This window comes from Ruminococcus sp. 8Y-12 (assembly GCF_058119865.1).
Genome location: NZ_CM176623.1, coordinates 1,662,416 through 1,682,500 on the forward strand (window position 1 = coordinate 1,662,416; position 20,085 = coordinate 1,682,500).

The following is a 20,085-nucleotide window of genomic DNA, read 5'->3' on the forward strand; positions in this document are numbered from 1 at the left end:
TGGAATGGACTTTTGCTTATGGCAGTATCCCAAAGTGATTCTTTGTGATTCCGGAAGAGGATAGACAGTTTACTTTCCGCGCATCCTACTATATAATTAAGAAAGCAAGTATTGATACGAGCTTTTAGGACGGGGATATCCGTTTTATATATAGACAGAGAAAGGAAGATTTCTATGACACGGGATGCAAGGGCAAGGAAAGCAAGACAGTTTAAAAACCATCTGAATCAGGAATTTTATGACTGCATAAGAGATATTATGCAGCATCCAGTGGTGCAAAGGATGAAGAAGTATCCGCACCACTGCGATACCAACTGTTACCAGCACTGTTTAAATGTAGCTTATTATAATTATCAGGTCTGCAAGGCTCTGGGGTTAAACGCCAGGGCAGCCGCCAGAGCGGGGATGCTCCACGATCTGTTTCTCTATGACTGGAGAAAACATGCCGCCAGAACAGGGGATCATTTTCACGGGATGACCCACCCCAGAAGAGCCCTCAGAATTGCGGAGAGATATTTTGTGCTGACGCCTCTGGAGCGGGATTTGATTCTCAAGCACATGTGGCCTCTCACAGTGATTCCACCGAAATATGTGGAGTCCTATGTGATCTGTCTCACGGATAAATACTGCGGGGCCTGTGAGATTGCGGATCACTATGCAGGCAGGATTATGCCCAAGCGTATTCCGCTGCCCTTTGGTTACCGCACCATGTATCGGTTTGCCTCCAAGCTGGCGCCTGCAATGGAGAGAGGCGTACATGCGGAGAAGACAGGTATCTCCGGCTGCGGGACAGCCCGGTAGCCAAAGGTCTTCAGAACACCTGCAGTGATCTGCTCTGCCACGGCCATAACGGCGGAAAGGCGTGTGGTCTGCAGCGTAAGATGGGAAAAACGGCTGGAGACTCCTATGATGCCGGTGATAAAGATATCGCCTACGGATTCCAGATCTTTCTCCACGCCGGCTCCGGGACTGAGACTCCCTTTTCCAAGAGTGATATAGCCCTGGTGATCCCTGGTCCCCAGGGAGGCATCTATGGCGATGATAATATTTTTCTTGTGCTGTTCTTTGATTGCGGAGAGTGTATCATTTAAGTTAAGAGCATGAATAGGCATTTCCAGTGTACCATACACGGGAATGTCTTTTTTTAATACCTTTTTCAGCTCAGATCCGATCATAGGTCCAAGACTATCCCCAGTTACCCGGTCGCTACCGATGCAGACAAAGACCGGGGATGATTTCAGGCCGGAGTATCCCTCCAGGAGAAAGGAGAGGCAGGTGTTTATACGGCTGCAGGCGTCCGGCGCCTTGGAGTCAATGTAATAAATTTGTTCTATCTTCTGATCGTTCATAAGTTTGTCCTTTCAAAGCGTTTTCTAAAGTTTATCCATGGCACCTGGAAAATATTCAATCATTTCCTGCGAATTCTTCTGGAAGAAAAAACATGGCCGTGTTCAAAATATGTCGTAAAACTCCAGTGTTTTTGAACAGGAATTGATAAAATCTGCAGGACACTTATGGTAAGGTAGTGCTAAGGCTAGTACATCGTAAACGAAATAAGCACCCCATATACTTGTCTGAATATGCGGCACTTATTTCGTTTACGATGTACTTGGCCTTAGAACATATATGTATGAAGGAGTGTGCAGGGGAATGATCGAAATGGTTTATAAGGGAAACGGCGATGGGAAAAACGGGGACAGGCTGAAACTGCCTAAGAATGTACGTCAGATCGGTGAAGCAGGAAAAGGAAAAAGGGTTTATTTGGAAGACTATGCAGTGACTTACCTGCATCAGGTGGAGGCTGCTGTGCTTCTGGGGGAGACCTGGGAACAGGATGAGGTCAGGTACATTTTTATCCATGGGGCAATCCAGGTAGAGGACCCTGCGTTTGGGGAGGAAGCATGGGAGGACATCTATCGGGAGGCAAAGCAGTACTTTGAAAACAGTGAGATTCTGGGATGGGCAATGCAGGTGCAGGAACAGCCCCTGGCACTGAGCAAAGAGCTAAATGACCTTTACAAAACACATTTTGACAGAGAAGATGCAGTGCTGATTCTCTATGAGCCCAGCGAAAAGGAAGACAGTGTTTTTGTGGAGGAGAATGGCAGCCTGAGACCACAGAATGGATATTACATTTACTATGATAAAAACAAATCCATGCAGGACTACATGGTGTTCAGAAACGAAGGAAAGTCGGTGGAAAGAGAGACAGAGGTGACGGACAATGCCATAAAGAGTTTCCGCAAGATTGCAGAGGAAAAGCGGGAGAAGAGAGAAAAGCAGGAGCGAAAAGAGAACCCGGAGAAGGGGGAGAAGCAGACAGTAAACCAGGCTGTTAAGGAGAAAGGGGGCACAAAATCAGCGCAGCCGAAAACAGTCAAATTTCTCTATGCGGCAAGTACCTTTTTAGTTCTGACCATTTTAATTATTGGGGTAACTATGGTCAACAACTATGATAAGATGAAGAATATGGAGCTGGCACTCTCGGATATGGCAAAGAGCACGGAGGCGTCTGCAAAGGTCAATGCGAAGGGGACTGCATCCACAGATAAGCAGGATAGTGCAAAAAAAGAGACGGAGACCATGACTGAAACTGCCGGTGACAAGGCAGAGGGAGAGTCCGAGACAGCAGCAGAATCAAGCCAGGACGGCCAGGGACTTTCCGGCAATGCACAGAAAAGTTCTGAAGCAGAAAAAAATGTGCAGGACACTAAGGCGGACGCAGCGGCGGATGGACAGAATGCAGCTGACCCACAGAGCGCAGCGGCAGGGACAGAGGCACAGGCAGCCGGACAGGACCAGAGCCAGGCACAGACAGATATTCCCACAGCAGCAGGTACAGCAGGAGATGGACAGGCAGCGGGAGGAACCCAGGGACAGGATGTGGATGCCAGCGCACAGGCTGCCTCGCAGAGCGCTCAGCCGGCAGCGGAGCATACGAATCAAGCCGCATACATTGTTAAGGCAGGGGACACACTGGCAGATATCTGCAGGATGTATTATGGAACCACAGACCGGTTGAATGAGATCTGTACTCTGAACGGTATCAGCGATCCCAACACCATCCTGCTGGGACAAAAAATTTTGCTTCCATAGACAGGGATTTTTCTGTGTGTTATAATACCAGGAGTATCCGAAAAGGAGTCCAAAGTATTTGGCAGAGAAAGAACTATGGGAATGAAAGCATTTTTTAAGAAGCATTTTCAAAAAATAGACAGGGTAAAAGAGGAGATTGAGCAGGAGGAGCTCTGGGATTTGTCAGAGGGGAATGAAGCGGACGAGGCCAGTGGTGATATTCTGTTGAACGGAAGTCTATGGAATAAGCTGAGACAGCACCGGAGAGGGATAAGAAGGCATTGGATGGTTATCCTGGGCATTTTAGGGATTCTGGCAGCAGCTTTTTTCCTCTACCTCTTTCTACATGTTGGAACCGAATTTACTACCATCAGCAGAACAAAACGGGCTGATATCAATGGAACAAAGTATACAGCCCTGGGCGGAAATCTGCTCAAATACAGTTCGGACGGTGTCTCCTGTGTATCCCACAGCGGAGAGGTGCTGTGGAGCAGTACTTACAGTATGCAGAGCCCGGTCATTGATATCTGCGGTTCGACTGCAGCTGTGGCAGATCAGAAGGGGACACAGATTTATATTTATAATGATAGCGGACTTTTAGGTCAGTTTCAGACCTCCCTGCCTATTGAAAAAGTGAGGGTGGCCAGGCAGGGAGTGGTTTGTGCAGTGCTGCAGGACGATGACGTGACCTGGATTAATTTTTATGACTCAGAGGGGAATGAGATTGCCAAAAACAGAACCTCATTAGGTGAATCCGGTTATCCGCTGGATATTGCGCTTTCTCCGGATGGACTGAAGCTGATGGTATCCTATCTGTGTATCACAAAGGGAATTATGAATACCAGGGTCAGCTTTTACAATTTTGACTCTGTGGGACAAGCTGAGATTAACAATATGGTGAGCAGTGAGACGTATGAAAATGTGGTGGTACCAAAGGTGATCTTTATGGACACAGACACATCGGTTGCTTTTCGCAGCAATGGTTTCAGCATTTTTAAAGGCAGGCAGATTCCGGCTCTGGAAAAAGAGGAGGAGTTTGAACATGAAATTCTCAGTGTATTTTACGATGAAGAGTATTTTGGGTTTGTTTTTAAAAGTGACAAAGCGGAGCACAAATACATGATGCAGCTATATAATCAAAGCGGGAAAAAAGTGATGAGCAAGTACTTTGACCTGGCATACGACCAAGTCAAGCTGGAGGAAGACAACTTGATTTTATTTAATGAGAGTACTTTTGAAATCTACGGAACAGGGGGACGCAAAAAGTTCTCCGGTAAATATAAAAAGCCCATTGTGGATGTCATCAGTATAAAGGGTTTCCGTAAATATATGGTTCTCACCCAGGAAAGTACAGATGTGATAAGACTCAAATAGGGGAACAGATCATGAATATACTTACAGTAATTATACTGCTGCTAATCGCAGTGTTTGTGTTAAATGGATACCGCAGAGGATTTGTGCGCGTTTTTGCTTCCATGTTCTTTTTTGTACTCTCCTCCGTGCTTGTTTATATGGCAACACCCTATATCAGCCAGTTCTTAAAGGAGTATACACCCATCTATGAAGTGGTTGAGAGTAAGTGTGAGGAGGCTTTTGCGGGTATGGGCGATGGAGACACAGCGGAGGATGCAGAGAAAGAGGACGTTTCCTTCTTAGACCAGAAAAAACAGATTGAAGAGATGGAACTTCCACAGATTTTAAAGCAGCAGCTTTTGAACAACAATAATGACGTGGGGTATGAGCTGCTGGGTGTTACAGGGTTTTCCAAATACATCGCAGGCTATATGGCCAATATTATACTGAATATTCTTTCATTTTTAGCAGCTCTGGTGTTGGTTTTTCTCATTCTGCGGACAACGGTGATGACTTTGGATATCATAGCAAATCTACCGATTCTTCACGGTGCCAATCGTTTTCTGGGTTTAATTTTAGGCTTTGCCCAGGGTATCCTAGTGGTCTGGTTTGGGCTTTTACTGTTAACGGTATTCAGCCACACGGATGCGGGAGAGAAGCTAATGAATATGGTCTATGAAAGCCCTATACTCAGCTTTTTGTATGAACAGAATATCATCTTAAAATATTTGCTGGGAGCAGTAGAGAAAATTTTGTAAAAAACAGCTATGACTGCTATTTATGCTATAGTAGAATCGCAATTTTTTGAAAGGAAGCACAAAAATGAACTCATCTGTACTTCATATTGCTGTATGTGATGATGAAAAATACGATCAGGAACAGATAATTGAAATGACAAAAAAGATTCTTGAAGCGGATAATATCTGCTATGAGATTTCGATGTATAAGAGCAGTGAGGAGCTGCTGGCAGCCCTGGAGAAAGATGAGCAGGAATACCAATTTCTGTTGCTGGATGTGGTTATGGATGGCCTGAATGGGATCGAACTGGCTGCCAGACTGCGTAAGAAAGGGAATCAAGTGCCGATTATCTTTGTCTCCTCTTACGAAGATTATGCTCTGATGGGATATGAGGTAGAGGCGGTCAGATATCTGGCAAAGCCTGTGCGGGAGGACAAGCTGCGGGAGGCGATCCACTACTGTAAAGAGCGCTTTTACCGGAAAAAGCATATCCTGATATCCACGGCAGAAGGAATACGCAGAATCCTTTTAAAGCGATTGGCTTATGTAGAAATCAGCGGAAGAGGAACACTACTGTATGTGAATGAGGAACGGATCTTCTCGCGAAACTCGATTACGGAGATCGAGCAGGAAGTGGATCCCGTGGAATTTTGCCGTTGTCATCAGAGTTTTCTGGTTAATCTGGAGCATGTCGAGGCCATCAGACGGTATGAGTTGACCCTAAAAGGAAACAGGAAGGTGCCCGTCAGCAAGCTTCGGTATGACAGTACGAAAAAGAAGCTGATGTGCTACGTATCCAGTTGATCTTCTGGCGGTTCGGCCGGCAGGGCGAAAGATATCCGAAACCTGCCGGGGAGACGTTTGATCTGCATAAGGCCTCCGTACTTTTCCGCAGTCCGTTCCATGATGAGAATTCCATAACCGTGTTCTTTAACCATGTTTAATTTTTTTGACTCATTATTCTGATCCCCCGGTTCCGGGGTGGAATTTTCCAGTGATAAATAAAAGAATTGTTTTTTTGTGTGTAAATCCAGGCGAATCCATGGATTCTTATTGGAGGAATCATTGCATGCACGAATTGCATTATCTAAAGCATTCAGCAGGATAGAGCTAAGATCAGTGTCTTTCATGGGCAGGGATGGGGGCGCATCGGCCCGAATGATATCCACCTGGATACCCCTCTCCAGCGCTTCTGAGAGCCGGCTGTTTAAGGTGATATCCAGTATGTAGTTACCTGTATTCAAAATTTTGGGAATTTGTTTTGCTTTTTCGGTAACTTCTGCAATATAATTTTTAGCTCTTGCGATCTGTCCCCCGGCCAGTAGTCCTCCCAGGGTATTCAGGTGTTTTTGCAGGTCATGGCGCATAATGGCAGTTTCCTCTGCCTGGGATCGGATATGCTCATAGGTGTCACGAGCCATTTCCTCCTGAAGCCTCAGGGCTGTCTGCTGTGAGGCTTTTTCTGCCTGAGCTTTTAAAAAATCCACCAATATAGCCCAAAGCGAACAAATAATGGCCATAATCCTCAGAGCTCTTAGGGGCATAGCTACATTGGATGGAGATATCTTGGGTATTCGTTCCTTAAAATGAGCCCAGTAATCTGGATAAAACCAAACAGACACAATGAGAAATACCAGATATGCGGTGGATAGTGCGAAAGCAGCTTTACAGAAGCTGGTGAAGAAGGATATCCCCCTGCGAGACTGGCAGACAGCAAAAAACAAAGTCACCAGGATTGCAATCAAGCTCAGAAAGTCATCCAGATATAACAAAGTGGGTTGATTTGGAAAATATATCTGGCACGCCACTCCCAGCCCCACACTGACACCCTGAAGAAAAGCCAGGAAGGTCAGGATCCATCTGGCATTTCCCCTTATCCGGGTGCTGATAAAAAGGAGCAGACAGGTGACCCCAAACAACGCTGCATGGGTTTTGTAATCAATCATAGGCTGACCATTAAGTGGAAAATATTTATAAAAAAACGGAGCATTTATCAGAATGCTGCACATATTTAAGAATAGAACACCAGCAAAAAAGAAAAGGCCAAAATCCGTATGCCCATGAAAGGATTGATAAACCATAAGGCAGAGCAAGCTTATGCCCAGGAGAAAGAGGATGATTGCGGGGTAAGCCGTTTGAGCAGACTGGGAGATCAGATTGCTTTCATATGCATAGCCGCAGTATAACCTGACGGAACACAGGTATACTGCTGTGTTTGTAGATTCCTGCTTTTCACTGCCGAGAGGGGAGGTGGACTGGGCGATGGTAAGTGTTTTTCCTGCGTAATCTGTCGGTAGCGAGACCAGAACAGGGTCTGCACGGTCCCATTCCTGCATAGGCAGTTCCAGATAACCAATCCGGTTATCCAACTCGGGCCAATCCGTATACAAAAGCTCATCATCCAGAAAAATGCTGACACTGCGGTTGACTACTTCGATCTGGAGCATGGGATCATCCCGCACTTCATCTAAAACCCTGGAGTAATAAAAAGTCTGTCCGTCGTAGGATAGTCCGGTGAAGCCCCCGATGTTGTCAAAGACAAGAGGGGTAATTTTACCTTTCTCATTCAAAAAGACCTCCCAGCCTTTTGTGTCAGTGACAACTTGCCCGTCCGGGGCATCTACGGAGTAGTCATAGGTTTTAGAATCCATGGGGGTATAATAAGTCATAAGCAGTGGAAAAAAAACTGCAAACATGAGGGCGGAGCCAAACAAGGCCACCAGCAACAGGATCATTTTTTTGATTTTATTTTTTGAAGACAGCATCTGGTTCCTCCCTCTCTTGATGGTTTCCATTATTAATTAGACTATCAGTATTTCAAGGTATTTGTCAATAATTGATCCATCCGATTTTCAATCATTCTTTACGGTTTACGGTCCTGTAATAAGCGCAGTTCTGAGAACAGTATCCACAATTCCCAAAATTGAAGAATAAATCCCAATACTGCATAACGTATTTAAAATAAAGGAAATTTAAGGTAAATTAGACTTGGGTCAAAGTCTTCTTAAATAGGCGCTTCATACTGGATGGGTTCGCCCAAAAACAGGAGGACTCTGTATGAACAGGCTGGAACCCTATTGGGGAATGCAGACCCAAAGTTGAAAGTGATTGGAAGGAGGAAGTAATTTGAAAAAGAAAGTGGGAAACGGTATTACATTGACACAGATTGGGAAACGATGCCTGGCGGGGATACTTTCCCTGGTTTTGATGCTGACCAGCGTGGATTTGACAGCATTGGCTTACCAGGCAGAAAAGTCCGATTATTTGGCTGCCGTTGACAAAGACGGCAATGAGATTGTAAAAGAGGATCAAAGTTGGGAGGAAAAGTTTCCTAACGGAACCTTTGCTTTTAAAGATGAGTACATAAACCTTCAGGAGTCTCAGGAACCAGAAGCACAGAAGATTACCATCTACCGTCTGGGCGGCACTGCGGGGGAGGCAACGGCAAAGATTGCAGTCAGCTCGGTTGTTTCTTATCTGGATGAGGAGGGGACAGAGGCGGTCTATGCCAATGCGGCCAGCAACCGGGATTATACTTTAGAGGCAGAGGATCCGGTTGGAACTTCCGAGAATGGAGAAATCACCTATTCCCCGGTAGAACTGGATCAGGAGAACCTCTATGGAACCAGCTTTTTTGAGGTCGCCTTCGCTGAGGGGGAGTGGGTCAAAGATGTTTTGGTCACACCCATTGACGATGAGGAGCATGAGTCCCAGGAATTGGCTCTTTTAACCATCTATGAAGCCAAGGGAGCTGAATTTACAGAGACTGCGAACAGGGTAACCATCAGCATAGCGGATGACGAGGAAATATTGCCAAGCGAGATGGGTTTCGAAACAGAAGCTGTTCGGGTGGACAAAGCAGGACAGAAGGCTGTGATCAAAGTAAAGAGAACAGGAGCTTTGCAGTATGTATCCTCTGTGGAATATAAGACAGAGGAGGGCACGGCAAAAGCCGGGGAAGATTATGTAAACACGGAAGGCACAGCATCATTCAGCGGTGATATTGATTACTTTGATATCCAGGTGGATTTGATTGATAATAAAGAGGAGTCAAAGGAAGACAAAAGTTTTACCATTCTTCTTTCCGACCCCAAAGGAGGTACGGTAAAAGAGGGCGGACAAAGTATCCGGGTGGACTTGTACAACAGTAACACAGCCAGGGAGGACAATCTGGCCACCAGACTTCAGAGCCTGGATGCGGTGGATCTGACTGCGCAGGTGAAAACGGAAGAGAAAGCACTGACTGAGCATGACAACCAGGTGGTGACTGCGCCGGAGACAGAGGATGAGGAAGGGATAGAGGCAAATTACGCGCCGGCAAATCAACAGGGGAAACGTTCAAGGTCTCTGGTTACCGATGGTCAGGAGCTATCCTTTGGCAGGAACCAGGGGCAGTGGAGAGACAAGCACACCAATCCTGAACAGGTCGGAACCTGGAGCGGAAGCCAGGACTTTTTAAAATTTGACGGAGGAGCAGAGATTTCAACGGATTATGATGCCTATATGGCCCTAAACATTCCCGGAATTTATAACCGTTTTACAACCATTGACTGGAAAGTGGACTGCTCTACCAGAAAGAAATTGTATTGGGCCTACAATTATCTTTCTGCTGCTTACGGAGCCCTTGCCACAAGTGCGTTCTGTTATAAAGATTCCGGAAATATGGAAGGGCGCGGGGATGATAACATGGACGCGCACCTGAATTCGGAATTCAGTAAAAATTACTGGCAGCTGGCAGGATACGACTGGCTGTTTAAATACCGGGGCGAACAAGCGCATGGAGACGGAAAAGGCTATACCGGGGGAACCATTAATCTCAATAGTCCAAAGTATGACCACCTGGTATTTAAAATCAGGGGAACGAAATACGATGGTACCCAGAGACCTAGATACGGAAGGATCAAACTGTACGATTTTGCAATCTACAGGCGCGCTTTGCCCCAAAATCCGGTCGTTTCCGTGATCACACCGGATGATGATGATAACCTTGGATCTATTCTGAGTGAAGTGCAGCCAATTGTAAGTCTGGAAGCAAATTCTGGTGGAACAGATAACAGCGGTAAACTTTACTATGGATCAAAGCTCAGGGTTGCCCAGAATGAAAAGGCCAAGCAGTATAAAATGGCAAAGGCCGTACTGACGACGCAGTCAGGGTCTACGCTTTGGAATGGGGATTTAGAGACAGACAGGGACTACACATTTCTGGAAATAGCAAGGCAGGGAGATATCAATGAGAGACTCACGGAGGGCAACCTGCAGATTAAAACGTATCTAGAGCGTGTCCAGAAGTTTGAACTTTCCTATAGGGCATCTATGCTGGAAGACGATACGGATGAAGTAAAAAAGCAGAAAAAAGATAAAATCTCCAGCAATATCACATATAAAGCAAAAGTATTTGATAAAGATACATGTACATACAAAGATAACCAGGCAAAGCTGGATTTGACGGATGACCCAACGGAATCCTGTTATGGGACAGGGGACCTGAAAAATGTAAAGTCTGTGAACTTTAACTTAACTGACGGATCCCTGATTCTATATAACAATGTGGCCTATGCGGGAGATGCAGATATTCCTATAAGCCCGGAACACTATAATGCGGCTAAAGTCACCTTATCCGTATACACCCCGGACGCCATTTCTGTGGAACGGGATCCGCAGATCCTTTCGATTAACAAGATCCGCCTGTATATGGACGAAAACAATGACGGGGCCTATACTACAGGAGAAAAGCTGCTGAAAGACATTTCAGACCAGGAATTCTGCATGGATGAATTTCAGCCAATAGACGGGCATCCTCTGGTCATGACGGTGGATTATACCTATATGCCATCTTGTGTTTCCGTACCGCCGGGAGGAGATAAGAATGGCACTTTCACCCTTATACCTAGCTTTGTCACCACACTGACAGAGGAAAGTGTGAAGGAAAAGCTGACAAAAGAAATGCAGGGTTATCGTGACATCCTCTGCAAAGACGGAACGGCAAAGATGTATGCGGCTTCAAACGGAAGGCTTTCTGTTCCTCTAGGACAGGATGCCAGTCCGGCGCAGTTTAATGAAAACAAAAAAGAATACGAATGGACTCCAAAATGGGAGGGGAATCTGGCAAAGAATTATGCAGAACCGGACAAAATATACTTGGACAATACCTTAATGCCAAACGGTTTTGAGGCGGCAGCCACGAAGGAGGAGATCAACCAGTACCTGGGGTGTCTTCAGGGAAACGACACCCTGGTGATCAGTTCCAGAATGGGGACAAAAGCCACAGCTATACAGACGGCGGGTTTTTCCACCTATCCGGAAATGGGCGTCCAAAGTTTTGACCAAACAGCCATGCCGGAAGTAAATGCGCCTCAGGATCTTCACGGGGTGACGAAGAATTTACCGGATGCAGCAGATTCAAGCCCTGCCCTGGAACTGCCAAACATGGAAATCGGAGTTGGGCCTCTTTCCTATATTATGGGGAATGACGAAATAGGGTTTTCCGTAGGAATTCCTCTGATAGAAGAGGATTTGGGGGCATCGAAGGAAGAGAACCAGGAAAGCTTGGAACAGGCAAAAAAAGCCTTTAACAGCCAGAACGTATTTCAGAAGCTAAGGGAGCGTTCAAAGAAGTACGGCCCAGACAGTCCTGGATTTGAAGGTGGGGACATGAGAGGGAAAAGCGATGCGGCTTCCTTTGAGATGGCTGCAAATGCCACCTTTATGTGGAAATACAATAAAAAGACAGCCAGCTATGAATTTTCTTCCGCCATGGTTGCGGTAGCAGTCTCCGGTTCTGTAAAATTACAGTATCGTTTCAGCGCATGCCCTATTTTCTATGTTTACTTATCTATGGGTGGAGAGATGAACATGAAGACAGGGCTGAATGTGGAAGTGGATTTAGATGAAAATGGAAATAAGAAAAATCAGGTGAGCTTTGCGGGCCTTACCATAAATCCATCTGTATTTATCGAAGCAGGAGCCGGAGTCGGCATTGATATCGCAAAACTTGAGGTGTATGTCCATGTATCCGTATCCATGGCCATGACGATCAATGAGGACTTCTCTTTTGATCAGTTTGAGACAGGGGCAGCAGTAGGATTTAACGCAGTATTTCTGTTTTTCAGCTTCAAGATGGATCTGGTGGGCTGTACGGCCGGATACGATAAAGAGGAAGAGGATAACGGCAGCGACGGGTGGTATTTTAAGTGGTCTCTGTGCGGTAAAGAAATGAGAAGCCGCATGGCCAGGTCTGCTGAACTGCCGGAGATCCCAGGGGCAAATGTGACGGTGGAACCTCCAAAGGATACCAGCGGTACACAGAATTTCTACACCTCTGATGACAATGTGACACCGGAAATCATGCCCATGGCCTTTGATTTGGATGGTGTGCCATTCCAGACCAGCGGATATGGCAGCAGTGCGGCTGCGGTAAAACTTGCGGATGGTTTAAATGCGGCGGCAGGCTATGAACTTCTGACAGTGGGGGATAAGAATTATCTGGTATATACCATCAGCAGAGAACGTAATGAAACTGGAAGAGCCACTGACAGTACGCAGATTGTACTCTCGGAACTGACCACCGCCAGCAGCAACGGAGATGAAGTCAAGGGATTGGCCAATCCGGCAGATCCGGATTCAGACAGGCCGTATATTGTAGTAGACAGAAACGATGGTCAGGATGACGGTTTGGGTGACCTGGAATTCGGCACTTTGGTCAATGACGGTAAGATAACCGTTACCTGGACTACCTATAGGGATGATGCTTATGAGAACGTAAAGCCTGCATTGACTGAAGAGGAAGTACTTGCTGAGATCAGCCGGCATGTATGTGTAAAGACGGCATCCTTTACACCGGGAACGGATACAGGATTTACAGATGCAGAGGTGGTTTCCGGCGAAAAAGAACTTGCAGGATACCGCTTCCTTCCCAAAGCAGTGAACGAAAATGTGGTGTTCTTTGGCGAAGCGGAGCCTTACAGTGAAGACGTTTTGAAGCAGAGAAAAGAAGAGTATAAGTCCTACTATGAATCAGCAGCGGGAGGAAACGAGCCGGATGGAAGCGGCGGAACCGGAGATCCGTATGCAAATGCAAATTATAAATATTCGGTTACGCTGGATTCTCTGTACGGACAGTATTCCAAGCTGAATTTTGCAGTGAAACAAAAAGGCAATAAAGGCTACAAAAATGTTACAATCGAACCATCCGAAACCTGGAAAGACCAGGGCGCAAGAATTGACTATATTCGCTTTATGGAGGATTCGCAGGACACCTTCTACCTGGCCTATGCAACCTCCCAGGAGGATATTAATGACGGAGACAAGCAGACCGTGAAAAAGCTGTATCTTCAAAAGATGTCCGTCAAAGTAGGCACAGGGCAGGAGACACCCGAAACCGGTGAAACGGATTTTAATGAGACAAATTTAGTTCCGGGCAAACCGGTATTGATTAAGACATTGGTGGACTCCGAGTTGGATGACAGCCTGGACGGGGAATACCAGGGAAGTCAGTTGGTGGAACCGTTTGCAGCCCCCGCCTTTCATAACCTGAAATTCTTAAATGGAAAGCTGACGGCTGACGGCACACCAGAACCCTTCTTCCTGTTCGGCATGAACGGCATGACTTATGTGATTGACAAATCAAACCTAGATCTTTTCTGCGAAGGGAGTCCGGGGACAATTACGCCTTTCTTTAAACCGGAGGAAAACGGAAATTCCCAGGCAGATACCGTAATAGGAACAGACGGCGATGGAAATATTTCAGCCGTCTACACGGATACAGTACCAGACACCGTAAACAACGCATTATATTTAACAAAATACGATCCCAATATCGGGTCCTTTGGCGAGGGCATCCTGCTTGCCATGAATCACATGCAGGTTTATGAAGATGCACAGGCTGGCAGCTGGAGCGCACAGGAGACCAAGGAAGCTTATTTTGATGAGTCCATGGGCGGCGGAATGAATAAATTTTCCTTTGCACAGCCTCAGATTGCTCTTGGCACACCGACCACAGAAGAAACACAGGGGACTCTCACCATCATTTCCCAGGGGACCTATACAGACCTGGTAAGAACCACCCTCCAGAAACCGGGGTCCAAAGAACTGGTAGAAGAAGTAATTCCGGATATGGAAAATGGGATCAGCGGGCAGATGGGTGTGTACGCCCTCACCTATGGAGTGGGGAAGCAGCAGATCGGAGAAGAATCCATACGGCTTAATATGGAAGAATTTGTCCCGGGGGCAAGGCTGGATGCCAGCGTATCGTTCCGAAATACCGGCGACGTGGCTATCCGTGCCGCAGATGATGAACGCTATGCGGCTTCTGTTAAACTGTATGCGGCCAGAACTGATGGCAGTGATGCAAGGGAACTGGCAGGATGGAAAATTTTAAGCAATGTGCTGGCAGGACAGCAGGTGAGCACGGATACAGTACAGACAAAAGAACTGCCGGAAGATATTGCAGAACGGGTGCTGTATTTTACAGTAAGCGAGAATGCAGATTACATAGGAGAAGGAGCATTTTTTACCAGCACCTTTAACAAGGATGACGGACTTGGGAAAATTGTAGTAGGCAACCGGGCAGAGGTCAGCATTACAGAAATATCCGTCCAAGCAGCCCGGGACATGAAGCGTGAAAATGTAAATGGACAGGACAGCGTAATCGTAGATCTTGATCTGCTTTTGGCTAACAAGGGAATGAAAGATGCTGAAAATATCCGTATCCAACTGGAACGGACCGACGGGAAAACAGAATCAGGGGAAAATCACTATGTGCCTCTGGACCTGAAGCAGCCCCTTGTAAGATACGAAGGACAGAGTGGCGGAAAGGATCTGACTGAGGCCGGAAAAAATGGGATTTACAAAGTAACTGGGAGCGTGGAAACCGGCCCGGAGGGGGAAGAGTCTGTGAAATCAGCAAAATCCATTCCTGGGGGAGAGGCTGTGAGGCTGAAAGGGAAGATCACGCTGCCGGTCAGCTGCTTTGACCTGACAAGTCCAAAAGAAGCTATGAATTTGCGGTTTACTGTGCTCACGGATTCGAAGGAGTATACCACTCAGAACAATGCATCTTATGTCAGCTTTGATCCGGTGACGAAGTTTGTGGTGCCGTCAGCTTTGAATCTCACGTTAGGAAATACGGTAAACTTAGATATGGCCTATACCACCGGTGCAGCGAAGAACAGCAATGTTTCAGCCACAGAGATGGTATTAAGCTCTGCCGGGGAAGCCCAGGAGGCTTCAGCGGATGAGAAACTGCTGGATGTGCTGAACTATAACCCGGTGAATGGAATGCTGTCCGTACGGGCAGGGAAAGTAGGAAGTGGCATTATAAGAATTGCAGATACGACGACCAGTTCCTATGAAGATATCGTATTTACCAACACAGCAGACGGAACCAACATTGCTTTGACAAACAAGGCGCTGACCTTTAAAAACAGCGCACAGGGCCAGTGGGAAGATAAAGACATCGGAAAGATCACAGCAGAAGCCGTACTGCCCTATCAACATGATATTTGTGTGGGCAAAAAGGGCGGAAGTTTTACTTTCACGACCTATGCCTCCAGCTTGGAGCTGTACTTTAGCGGAAAGGCGGAAGTGAGCAGCAAAAATGCCTTTGGATTTGGAAGCGTCATTGTGGAGGGTAATGGAAAGAGCACTGGCGGGGAATACTTTGAACCAGTGATCATTGATTTTAAAAACACGACACTGCAAAAGCATGAGGTAACGGTAACGATACTGGGCAATCAGGCAGAGTTTGATAAACTGATTGAAAAGTATGGCACGGAAGGCGACATTGGGGATATTGTAGAAAAGGATACCATACCGCCTAAGATCATACTGGGAAAAGAGGTTCCGGGAACAGGGAAACTTCAGACGGGCACCACGTTTGAAATGCCTGTGTACATCTATGATAATATGGCCATTAATTCCGTAAGCATTGATGGAGGGGGAGCGGATACCTATGTGCATCAGGGCTTTGCCCAGTCCGTTCTTTCCATAACAGAAAACAGGAATTACCGCATTATTGCATTGGATTCGTATGGAAACCGGGCCAGCTATGATATTCCGGTAGATTGGTTTGACACAGGAGCAGTTACACAATCAGGAAAGGATACATGGCCGGAGGTTTCAGCGGAGGCAGTGAATGAGAAGTGGGAATCTATACCGGAATTTACCAATGGCACAGCCTATATAAGGTATCAGGTAGCTGCACCGCAGGGAATACAGAGGGTTAAAATATATTCCTTTGACCCGGACACGAACAGTTCCGTACAGCTGGGAGAGGAGATACGGCCGTCAGGGGCGCCAAAAGAGCTGAATGATGTGCAAACCGCCGCAATACCAAAGAATGGATACTATAGGGTGGAAGTAGAAGATAGCCTTAGGCAGATTACATCTGGGATATTCTACCTGAACTGCCTGTCAAAAGGACCGGAGGTAAACCTTTACAAATCCTCGAACCAGGCCGGAAAGCTGTTTTACTCTGTGGGAAGCCAGACAAACGACGTAAATCTGGAGCAGATGATCATTTACAAAGGAAAGGTACAGCAGACTTCTCCTGACAGCATAGTGGTAAGCGGAGAAACTCCTGCACTGTCCAGAGATTATCGTAAGGAGGCAGTTACCTGGGACACCGGAACGATAGAACTGAGCGGTACTGCTGTTTACACCATTATGGCAAAAGACGTGAGCGGCAGAATCCGAACCTTTGTATACAGCGATCATACCAGGCTGAACGGTTTAGCTGTACATGACGGGGAATATGATCTGGAAATGGAAACATTTTCGCCTTACCAGTACGAATATCATGTGCTGCTGCCATACGGATATCCGGAAAGTCAGATTCCGTCCGTGGAGTACAGTATTACAGAGGATGCACTCGCAGCAGGGGCGAAAGTAACTAAGAAAGAGGAGGAAGATTCTGTCACCGTAACCATGAGCTATGGAGGCGTGGACACGGACTACACTATTTACTTTGAGCGGGAGGTCTGCACTTGTGGAATTGACCTGAGGGTGTATGACAATCAAATAATCATTCCCTATGGACAAGATACCATTACCAAAAAGCTGGATACCAGGCTTGCTGTTTTTCCGTGCAGTGTAAAAGGCCATCATTGCAGCGAAGAGGATGTGAAGTATAAGTTTGAAATTTTAGAGGGCCAGAATTATCTGGATATTGCAGAAGATGGGATGATTACCTACCATAACTTCCCGGCAGGCAGCACCGGCGTAGCAGCAAAAGTGAAGATTACCGCTTATACGGATACAACCAGCACGGAGGCTGTTACCACTTGCTCTATTAACAGAGAGTACCGCCTGCATTTAGAGACAACCCACTGCGGACATATTGAAACCATAGAAGAGGCGCAGGATGCGGATGAAACGGAAAAAATTGACCAGGCACCAGAAGAAGGGTTAACCGAAGGCCCGGGAGAGACATCTTCTATTATACTGCCCGCCGGGGATGGAAGCAAAACCATTGATTTTGACCTGACATCCGGTGAAAATTACCAATTTACTGCCTTTGCGGATAAAGGATGCATATTTGAGGGATGGGCTGATGAAACCGGGGAGGTATTCAGGACAGAACAGGAGATTACTGGAAATTTAACAGGAAATATGAACCTGAAGGCTATATTTAAAGATATAACCCCGCCTGTGGCGGCAATTAATCTGAAAGCCCTGGAGAAACAGGAAAATGGGGAAGAAAAAGATGAAATTCTTTACTCAAAAGAGGGGATCGAAATCACTGTGACAGGAGAAGACCACGAAAGCGGCGTAAGATCCATAAAGTATCAGATCGTGGAAGCAGGGGAAATCTATGATGAGAATTCGGGCTGGAAAGACTACGCGGAACCGCTAACCCTTACCGACGATATTTTCGCAGTTGTATATGCGAGGGTGGAGGACGAGGAAGGAAATGTGACCATTGTAAACAGCAAGGAAATCCTCATTGACAAAGAAGGCGGCCAGTTGATCCTCACCCCTAATTTCACATCCGGTGAATGGACCAGAAAGGAGGATGCCAAAATCCACGTGCTGGCTACGGAAGGAACCTCGCCGCTCAAGAGGATAACTTATGTCATTGACGGAAAAGCGTACCTCAGAGAGAATAATCAGTTTACAATTGACAGCCTGAAGGACGGGGATTACGAGGTGAAGGTAATCGCCGAGGATAAGGCGGGGCATATGCTGACGCAGTCTGTCCACGTAAAGAAGGAAACCGCGGAAACTACTATAGAAGTAACCGGAAATCCCACAGAGCTGGTAAGAGAGGCTATCCTAACCGCAGAGGTAACCACGGGAGTATCCGGTCTAAAGGAAATCACCGTAAACGGCAGGAAAATCGAAGGGAATACCTATAAACTGAAGGAAAGCGAGAACGGCACTTACGTCTTTGTGGCTGTCAGCAACGGAGGCAGCGCAGCCACCGTCACTGTGAAGGTGACAAACATGATTATTAAGGTGGAGGAAATCCGGGCCGGGGAGGAAAACATTTCGCTGGCTACGGGGAAAACCCACCAGATCGGCTGGAAGGTACTGCCAAAGGACGCCACCTATCCACAGGTGATCTTCCAAAGCAGCGACACAGACAAGGCGGTTGTGGATGAAAATGGGCTGATTACCGCTTTAAAAGAGGGAGAGGCCGCAGTGACCATCAGCTCTGCGGACAATCCTACTGTGCATACAGAAATTGCTCTGGATCTTTTTGAAGAATATAAGCTCCATGCATCCGTGGATACGGGGGGAAGGGTAGAATACAACGGAAAAACACTGGTGACCTCCGAAAAAGGTGGACAGACTGAGGTGGACGTATATTTGCGCAAGGGAACGGAATACACCCTAAAGGCCGTGCCGTTAGAAGGATACGAATTCACCGGGTGGAAGAATGAAAAGGGAGAATTGGTGCAAAAGGAGGCCCAAATCAGCGGAAAGCTGACCGAGGACACCTCCCTGCATGCGGATTTCCGGGACAACGTGGCGCCGAAGGGAGCCATTCATCTCAGGGAGCTTAATAACCCGGAGCGGGTGGAAATACTGGCAAAACTGGCGGAAGAATCAGAAAACCTCTGCGCATACTCCAGCAGAGGCTTCCAGGTAACTATTGAGAGCAGCGACGTGCCAAGCGGCGTGAAGCACGTAGCATACCAGGTAGTGAATGCGGGGGAAGTCCCCGATGAGGCAAAGGGCTGGAAGGAATACAGAGAGCCTTTCGCCCTGGAAGAGGACGCAGATGTGATCGTCTATGCCAGGATCGAAGACTGGGACGGCAATATAACCGTCATCCATTCAAAAGAGATTGTCATAGACCATAAAGGAGTGAGTATTCAGGCAGATCCTAGCTTTGTACCTGGGGAATGGAACAATGCCACAGACAACCATATTGACGTGGTTGTGACAGAAAACATAACAAAGCTGAAAAAAATAACTTATCGGATTGGGGAGGAAGAGTTTGAGTCTTTGGACAAAGAATTTACCATTCAAGATCTGAAGGACGGAGACTATGTTATTAAGGTAATTGCGGAAGATGCCGCAGGAAACCAGTTGGAGGCATCCGTAAGGCTGAAACAGGATACTTGCCGCCCGATCATAAAGGTTCTCGGCAACCCCACAGAGCTGGTACGAAACGCTACGCTGGAAATACAGACGGAGCCGGGCATCTCCGGATTAAGAGATATCACCATAAATGGGAGGAATATAGCAGGAACTACCTACAGCACGAACGAAAACGGAACCTATGAAATTGCTGTAACAAATCAGGCGGGCACCACTGCCACAGAACAAGTGGAAGTTACCAGGGTGATTGTGGAAGTAGACGCGATTCAGGCAGATTTGGAGCATGAATTGCTCCTTGGACAGACCTGGCAGGCATCATGGAAGATAGCTCCCGCAAATGCCGACTTCCCCCAGGTGACGTTTGCCAGCAGTGAT

8 protein-coding genes (1 of these 8 running past the window's edge) are annotated in these 20,085 nt (G+C 46.8%); 6 read left to right on the top strand and 2 right to left on the bottom strand.

All coding sequences use genetic code 11. The features are described from left to right. Positions 1-174 precede the first annotated feature (174 nt). Positions 175-801 (top strand): HDIG domain-containing metalloprotein, encoded by a 627-nt coding sequence (locus tag AC0THY_RS06240; protein WP_489993580.1) that lies wholly within the window; start codon positions 175-177, stop codon positions 799-801. On the opposite strand, the gene yyaC is transcribed toward AC0THY_RS06240, so the two are convergent. After that, positions 699-1,349: a spore protease YyaC gene (yyaC, locus tag AC0THY_RS06245; RefSeq protein ID WP_489993581.1), complete on the bottom strand. Its 651-nt coding sequence runs from the start codon at positions 1,347-1,349 to the stop codon at positions 699-701. The genes AC0THY_RS06240 and yyaC overlap by 103 nt on opposite strands. A gap of 301 nt (positions 1,350-1,650) precedes the next feature. Here yyaC and AC0THY_RS06250 point away from each other — a divergent pair, with 301 nt between their 5' ends. The 4 genes from AC0THY_RS06250 to AC0THY_RS06265 all read left to right on the top strand — a co-directional run bounded on the left by AC0THY_RS06250 (position 1,651) and on the right by AC0THY_RS06265 (position 5,970). Continuing rightward, the gene (locus AC0THY_RS06250; protein WP_489993582.1) at positions 1,651-3,096 is read left to right on the top strand and encodes a LysM peptidoglycan-binding domain-containing protein; all 1,446 of its coding nucleotides are present in this window, start codon (positions 1,651-1,653) and stop codon (positions 3,094-3,096) included. Positions 3,097-3,171: 75 nt separating this feature from the next. Then, positions 3,172-4,449: a DUF5711 family protein gene (locus tag AC0THY_RS06255; RefSeq protein WP_489993583.1), complete on the top strand. Its 1,278-nt coding sequence runs from the start codon at positions 3,172-3,174 to the stop codon at positions 4,447-4,449. Positions 4,450-4,460: 11 nt separating this feature from the next. Then, the gene (locus AC0THY_RS06260; protein ID WP_489993584.1) at positions 4,461-5,186 is read left to right on the top strand and encodes a CvpA family protein; all 726 of its coding nucleotides are present in this window, start codon (positions 4,461-4,463) and stop codon (positions 5,184-5,186) included. Between the two features lie 64 nt (positions 5,187-5,250). Beyond that, positions 5,251-5,970 (top strand): LytR/AlgR family response regulator transcription factor, encoded by a 720-nt coding sequence (locus AC0THY_RS06265; protein WP_489993585.1) that lies wholly within the window; start codon positions 5,251-5,253, stop codon positions 5,968-5,970. Here the strand turns inward: AC0THY_RS06265 and AC0THY_RS06270 are convergent. Further along, positions 5,955-7,931, bottom strand: a complete 1,977-nt coding sequence (locus AC0THY_RS06270; RefSeq protein WP_489993586.1) for a GHKL domain-containing protein — start codon at positions 7,929-7,931, stop codon at positions 5,955-5,957. The two genes, AC0THY_RS06265 and AC0THY_RS06270, sit on opposite strands and share 16 nt — an antisense overlap. Positions 7,932-8,292: 361 nt before the next feature. Between AC0THY_RS06270 and AC0THY_RS06275 the strand changes: the two genes are divergently transcribed. Continuing rightward, on the top strand, positions 8,293-20,085 hold the 5' portion of the coding sequence (locus AC0THY_RS06275) for a Calx-beta domain-containing protein (protein ID WP_489993587.1). 936 nt of this gene lie beyond the right edge of the window; the window shows 11,793 of its 12,729 coding nt (coding positions 1-11,793); the start codon lies at positions 8,293-8,295; its stop codon lies beyond the right edge, outside the window.

Excerpts from the sequence above, each read along its gene's own strand:
- AC0THY_RS06250 (WP_489993582.1), top strand. The coding sequence starts at position 1,651 with ATGATCGAAATGGTTTATAAGGGAAACGGCGATGGGAAAAACGGGGAC.
- AC0THY_RS06265 (WP_489993585.1), top strand. The coding sequence starts at position 5,251 with ATGAACTCATCTGTACTTCATATTGCTGTATGTGATGATGAAAAATAC.
- AC0THY_RS06270 (WP_489993586.1), bottom strand. The coding sequence starts at position 7,931 with ATGCTGTCTTCAAAAAATAAAATCAAAAAAATGATCCTGTTGCTGGTG.
- AC0THY_RS06255 (WP_489993583.1), top strand. The coding sequence starts at position 3,172 with ATGGGAATGAAAGCATTTTTTAAGAAGCATTTTCAAAAAATAGACAGG.
- AC0THY_RS06260 (WP_489993584.1), top strand. The coding sequence starts at position 4,461 with ATGAATATACTTACAGTAATTATACTGCTGCTAATCGCAGTGTTTGTG.
- yyaC (WP_489993581.1), bottom strand. The coding sequence starts at position 1,349 with ATGAACGATCAGAAGATAGAACAAATTTATTACATTGACTCCAAGGCG.
- AC0THY_RS06240 (WP_489993580.1), top strand. The coding sequence starts at position 175 with ATGACACGGGATGCAAGGGCAAGGAAAGCAAGACAGTTTAAAAACCAT.